The sequence below is a fragment of the Mesorhizobium sp. M0514 genome, from assembly GCF_040321145.1.
Taxonomy (GTDB): domain Bacteria; phylum Pseudomonadota; class Alphaproteobacteria; order Rhizobiales; family Rhizobiaceae; genus Mesorhizobium.
In genome coordinates this window covers 1-5,650 of sequence record NZ_JAMYQZ010000166.1, presented here as the reverse complement: position 1 = coordinate 5,650, position 5,650 = coordinate 1, and the positions used below count along the sequence as shown (strand labels likewise).

Genomic DNA, 5,650 nt, shown 5'->3' with positions numbered 1-5,650 from the left:
CCCCCACTCCGTCGAGCTTCACTCGACACCTCTCCCCCGATCACGGGGAGAGGAAAGCGCGAGTTCGCCGACCTTGGTGCTTTATCTCTCCCGGATGCCGTGAAGTGACTATCTACCGGAAATCCTGCAAAACTTTGCGCCTAATTGCGCGCTGCTCCCCAACATCGACAAGAAATTTCGCAGACATATCTGCATCTTGGGGTCGCCTGCCGGCCGTGACGCCGGACTGGTTGCGGCGCCCCATGAATTGGCGCTGTGCCGGGCGCGCGGATGTGCAAATATCGACGCAGCAAATGGGAGGACCATGGTCATGACCGATGCTGGGATGTTGCGGTTTCATGTGCCGGAGCCGGAAGTGCGGCCGGGCGGAACGCCCGACTTCTCCAACGTGCCGATCCCCAAGGCCGGCTCGGTGCCGCGACCGGACATCGATGTCGATCCGCGCACCATCCGCGACATGGCGTTTTCGATCATCCGCGTGCTCAACCGCACCGGTGAGGCGGTCGGGCCGTGGGCCGGGCTGCTCACCGACGAGGAGCTGCTCGAGGGGTTGCGCCACATGATGACGCTGCGCAGCTTCGATGCGCGCATGCAGATGGCGCAGCGCCAGGGCAAGACCTCGTTCTACATGCAGCATCTGGGCGAAGAGGCGGTGAGCTGCGCTTTCCGCAAGGCGCTGGCGCCAGGCGACATGAATTTCCCGACCTATCGGCAAGCCGGCCTGCTCATCGCCGACGGCTATCCGATGGTCACGATGATGAACCAGATTTATTCCAACGAGGCCGATCCGCTCAAAGGGCGGCAATTGCCGATCATGTATTCGTCGAAGGAGCATGGCTTCTTCTCGATCTCCGGCAATCTGGCGACGCAATACATCCAGGCGGTCGGCTGGGCGATGGCTTCCGCTATCAGCAACGATTCGAAAATCGCGGCGGCGTGGATCGGCGACGGCTCGACGGCCGAATCCGATTTCCATTCCGCACTGGTGTTCGCCTCGACGTACAAGGCGCCGGTCATCCTCAACGTCGTCAACAACCAGTGGGCGATCTCGACGTTTCAAGGCATTGCGCGTGGCGGCTCCGGCACCTTTGCCGCGCGCGGCCTCGGCTTCGGCATTCCGGCGCTGCGCGTCGACGGCAATGATTATCTCGCCGTGCATGCCGTGGCCAAATGGGCGGCGGAGCGGGCGCGGCAGAATCTCGGGCCGACGCTGATCGAACATGTCACCTACCGTGCCGGCGCGCATTCGAGCTCGGACGATCCGTCGGCCTATCGGCCGAAGACGGAATCCGACGCCTGGCCGCTCGGCGATCCGGTGATGCGGCTGAAGAACCATCTGATCCAACGCGGCGTCTGGTCGGACGAGCGTCACGCCCAGGCCGAAGCGGAAATCCTCGAGACGGTGATCGCGGCGCAGAAGGAAGCTGAAGGCCACGGCACGCTGCATGCCGGCGGCAAGCCGTCGACGCGCGAGATGTTCGAGGGCGTGTTTGCCGAGATGCCGCCGCATCTCAGGCGCCAGCGCCAGCAGGCGGGAGTCTGACCATGCCGAGACGGACCATGATCGAGGCGATCCGCGACGCCATGGACGTGTCGATGGCGCGCGACGAACGCGTCATCGTCTATGGCGAGGATGTCGGCTTCTTCGGGGGTGTCTTCCGCTGCACGGCAGGCCTGCAAGCGAAGTACGGCAAGAGCCGCTGCTTCGATGCGCCGATCAACGAATCCGGTATTGTCGGCTCGGCCATCGGCATGGCCGCCTACGGGCTGAAGCCATGCGTGGAAATTCAGTTTGCCGACTACATGTACCCGGCGTACGACCAGCTGACGCAGGAAGCAGCACGCCTGCGCTACCGCTCGAACGGCGATTTCACCTGCCCGATCGTTGTCCGCATGCCGACCGGCGGCGGCATCTTTGGCGGCCAGACGCACAGCCAGAGCCCGGAAGCGCTGTTCACCCATGTGTCGGGGCTGAAGACGGTGGTGCCGTCCAATCCGCACGACGCCAAGGGACTGCTGATCGCGGCGATCGAGGATCCCGATCCGGTGATTTTTCTGGAGCCGAAGCGGCTCTATAACGGACCGTTCGATGGCCATCACGACCGACCGGTGACGCCATGGTCGAAGCATGAACTGGGCGAGGTCGCCGACGGCCATTACACGGTGCCGCTCGGCACGGCGGCGATCCGCCGGGCGGGCTCGGCCGTCACCGTGCTCGCCTACGGCACCATGGTCTATGTCGCGCAGGCGGCTGTGGAAGAAACCGGCATCGATGCCGAGATCATCGATTTGCGGACCCTGCTGCCGCTCGATCTCGACGCGATAGTCGCTTCGGTGAAGAAGACCGGACGCTGCGTCGTCGTGCACGAGGCGACACTGACCTCCGGCTTCGGCGCCGAGCTGTCGGCGCTGGTGCAGGAAAATTGTTTCTACCATCTGGAAGCGCCGGTGGCGCGCGTCACCGGTTGGGACACGCCCTACCCGCATGCGCAGGAATGGGACTATTTCCCGGGGCCGGCCCGTGTCGGCCGCGCGCTTCTCGAAACCATGGGAGCCTAGGGATGGGCGAACACATCATCAAGCTGCCGGATGTCGGCGAAGGCGTCGCCGAGGCCGAACTTGTGGAGTGGCACGTCAAGGTCGGCGACCTCGTGCGCGAGGACTCGGTGCTTGCCGCCGTGATGACCGACAAGGCGACGGTGGAAATACCTTCGCCGGTCGATGGCGAGATCCTGTGGCTGGGCGCGGAGATCGGCGACACGGTGGCGATCGGCTCGCCGATCGTGCGGCTGAAAGTGGCGGGGGAGGGCAATGTCGGCGAAGGCTCGAAATTGTCAGAGGTCACGGCGGCACCGACCCCCACCCCTGCCGGGGCGAGCCACGGGTCTCGCCCGTCCTCCGGACCCCCACAAGAGGGAGGCGTTTCGGCCACGAAATCCGACGCCAAGTCGCCACCACCTGCACCAGCAGCCAAAAGCGCACGGGCAGCTGAGACTGAATCCCCCTCCCCCTTGTGGGGAGGGGCCAGGGGTGGGGGTACTGCGCCGACATCTAAAGGTGCGGCACCCACCGGCGCGCCGCGCCCGGAGGGCGAAAAGCCCCTGGCGTCGCCCGCCATCCGGCTCAGGGCGAAGGAGGCGGGGATCGATCTGCGCCAGGTGTCGGGTACCGGCCCTGCCGGCCGCATCAGCCACGAAGATATCGAGGCATTCCTGGCACGCGGACCGCAGGTAGCGAAGGCGTCGGGTCTGGCGCGCAATGACAGCGTCGAGGATATCAAGGTCATCGGACTGCGGCGCAAGATCGCCGAAAAAATGTCGCTGGCGAAGTCACGCATCCCGCACATCACCTATGTCGAGGAGATCGACGTCACAGCACTCGAGGAGTTGCGCGCGGCGCTCAACAAGGAAAAGCGCAAGGGTGTGGAGAGGCCGAAGCTGACGCTGCTGCCGTTCCTGATGCGGGCGATGGTCAAGGCGATTGCCGACCAGCCCAACATCAACGCGCTGTTCGACGACGAGGCCGGCATCATCCATCAGCATGGCGGCGTCCATATCGGCATTGCCGCGCAGACGCCGTCGGGCCTGGTGGTGCCGGTGGTCAAGCACGCCGAGGCGCGCGACCTCTGGGATTGCGCGGCCGAGCTCAACCGCCTGGCCGAAGCGGCGAAGTCCGGCACGGCCAGCCGCGACGAGCTGTCGGGATCGACCATCACCATTACCTCGCTCGGCGCCATGGGCGGCGTGGCGACGACGCCGGTCATCAATCATCCTGAGGTGGCGATCGTCGGCGTCAACAAGATGATGGTGCGGCCGGTCTGGGACGGCACCAAGTTCATCCCGCGCAAGATGATGAACCTGTCGTCGAGCTTCGATCACCGGGTGGTCGACGGCTGGGATGCGGCGGTGTTTGTGCAGCGGATCAAGGCGCTGATTGAGACGCCAGCGCTGATATTTGTGGATTGAGGGGCGGAACGACCGAGATGACGGCGGGACAGCGCCCCCCTCTGCCTTACCAGGCATCTCCCCCACAAGGGGGGAGATTGGACGTCACGCAGGGTTTCGCCAATCTCCATCGTTGCAGGAATGAGCGAAGCGAAGAAGCTGCTGATCTCCCCCCTCGTGGGGGAGATGTCCGGCAGGACAGAGGGGGGCGCGAAGGATCGCGACGGAACATTCCCTCGCATCAAAGGGTCACGCCATGAAAGAAATCTCCTGCAAGCTGCTGGTCATCGGCGCCGGGCCCGGCGGCTACGTCTGCGCTATCCGTGCCGGCCAGCTCGGCATCGATACGGTGATCGTTGAAGCCGGCAAACCGGGCGGCACCTGTCTCAATGTCGGCTGCATCCCGTCCAAGGCGATGATCCATGCGGCGGAAGAGTTCGAGAAGGTCGCGCATATGGCCGGCGGCAGCAGTCCGCTCGGCATCTCGGTAGCAGCGCCCGTGCTCGATCTCGGCAAGACGGTTGCGTGGAAGGACGGCATTGTTAGCCGGCTGACCGGGGGCGTTGCCGGGCTACTGAAGAAGGCCAAGGTCAAGACCGTCTATGGCTGGGCGACGTTCCGCGACGGCAAGACCGTCGCGGTCGAGACCGAGACCGGCACCCAGATCATCCGCGCCGAAACGGTTGTGATCGCCACCGGCTCGGCGACGGTGGAACTGCCGTTCCTGCCGTTCGGCGGCCCGGTGATTTCATCCACAGAAGCGCTGGCTCTCGGCGAGGTGCCGAAAAAGCTCGCCGTGGTCGGCGGCGGCTATATCGGGCTGGAACTCGGCATGGCGTTCGCCAAAATGGGCGCCGCGGTGACCGTGGTCGAGGCGCTGCCGCGCGTGCTGGCGCAGTATGATGCGGAACTGACCCGGCCGGTGGTGAAACGGCTGGCCCAGCTCGGCGTCGAGGTGATGCTTGGCGCCAAGGCCAAGGGGGTCAAGGGCGACGCGCTGCTGGTCGAGACCGCGGACGGCAAGAGCACCAAAATCGCGGCAGACAAGATCCTGGTCACGGTCGGCCGCAAGCCGGTGACGGAGGGCTGGGGCCTCAATCAGATCGATCTCGACATGGCCGGCAAGTTCATCAAGATCGACGACCAGTGCCGCACCTCGATGCGCGGCATCTATGCCATTGGCGACGTCACCGGCGAGCCGATGCTGGCGCACCGGGCGATGGCGCAAGGCGAAATGGTGGCCGAGATCGTCGCCGGCCACAAGCGCAGCTGGGACAAGCGCTCGATCCCGGCCGTCTGCTTCACCGATCCGGAGCTGGTGACGGCAGGGCTAACGCCGGAGGAGGCGAAGGCTTCAGGCGAAATCAAGATCGGCCAGTTCCCCTTCGCCGCCAACGGCCGGGCGATGACGAAACTCGGCGAGGACGGGTTTGTTCGTGTTGTCGCCCGCGCGGACAACCATCTGGTGCTGGGCATCCAGGCGGTCGGGCAAGGCGTGTCGGAACTGGCGGCGGCGTTCGGGCTGGCGCTGGAAATGGGCGCGCGGCTGGAGGATATCGCCGGGACCATCCATGCGCATCCGACGCAAGGCGAAGGCTTCCAGGAAGCGGCGCTGAAGGCGCTGGGCCACGCGCTGCATATTTGAAGTGCGCTTACCCTCCCCCTTGTGGGGAGGGTCGATCCGCGTAGCGGAGCGGGGTGGGGGT

4 protein-coding genes are annotated in these 5,650 nt (G+C 65.2%); all 4 read left to right on the top strand.

The window, feature by feature from the left end:
• The first annotated feature begins 310 nt into the window (after window positions 1-310).
• The 4 genes from NKI61_RS32150 (at window position 311) to lpdA (ending at window position 5,589) form a co-directional block, all read left to right on the top strand.
• Entirely contained in the window at window positions 311-1,543 is a 1,233-nt protein-coding gene (locus NKI61_RS32150) for a 3-methyl-2-oxobutanoate dehydrogenase (2-methylpropanoyl-transferring) subunit alpha (RefSeq protein ID WP_023710316.1), read from the top strand.
• Window positions 1,544-1,545: 2 nt separating this feature from the next.
• Window positions 1,546-2,559: an alpha-ketoacid dehydrogenase subunit beta gene (locus tag NKI61_RS32145; protein WP_023745906.1), complete on the top strand. Its 1,014-nt coding sequence runs from the start codon at window positions 1,546-1,548 to the stop codon at window positions 2,557-2,559.
• A gap of 2 nt (window positions 2,560-2,561) precedes the next feature.
• Entirely contained in the window at window positions 2,562-3,965 is a 1,404-nt protein-coding gene (locus tag NKI61_RS32140) for a dihydrolipoamide acetyltransferase family protein (protein ID WP_023702532.1), read from the top strand.
• A gap of 235 nt (window positions 3,966-4,200) precedes the next feature.
• On the top strand, window positions 4,201-5,589 hold the full coding sequence (gene lpdA, locus NKI61_RS32135; RefSeq protein WP_023742030.1) for a dihydrolipoyl dehydrogenase: 1,389 nt from the start codon (window positions 4,201-4,203) through the stop codon (window positions 5,587-5,589).
• The last annotated feature ends 61 nt before the right edge of the window (window positions 5,590-5,650 follow it).